The 304-nt window shown below is 58.2% G+C and carries 1 protein-coding gene; it reads right to left on the bottom strand.

Annotation, left to right across the window (positions count from 1 at the left end; all coding sequences use genetic code 11):
- Nucleotides 1-304: hypothetical protein (locus tag G5S52_RS23600; RefSeq protein ID WP_165018907.1), on the bottom strand; the 304-nt coding region annotated here is incomplete at both ends.

Raw genomic sequence — 304 nt, 5'->3', positions numbered from 1 at the left:
ACGACATCTCGGGTCACTGGCGTCACATCGCCATCTTCTGTGGTCTTGTGACCAATCACCACAGTCACTGTGAAATCAGAGGTTGGTGCTTCGGATAGGGTGAGCGTGTAGCTTGCCGCTTCACCCTCAATGACCGAGGCATCGCCGGTCAATGTCAGCGTCGGCGCACCCGTGGTGGTGCCATCGTTGATGGTGGTCTCGACGGCAGCCGGTGCGGTGGGCTGCGCTTCGAAGTCACCGCCAGAGGTTGTATCCACCGAGACGGTGAACACATCGTCATCCGCTGATTCATTCAAGCTGTCGT

This window comes from Grimontia sedimenti, assembly GCF_011045095.1.
GTDB lineage: Bacteria > Pseudomonadota > Gammaproteobacteria > Enterobacterales > Vibrionaceae > Enterovibrio > Enterovibrio sedimenti.
Note: the sequence above shows the minus strand (reverse complement) of the source record. Positions and strands in the feature narration are given on the sequence as shown.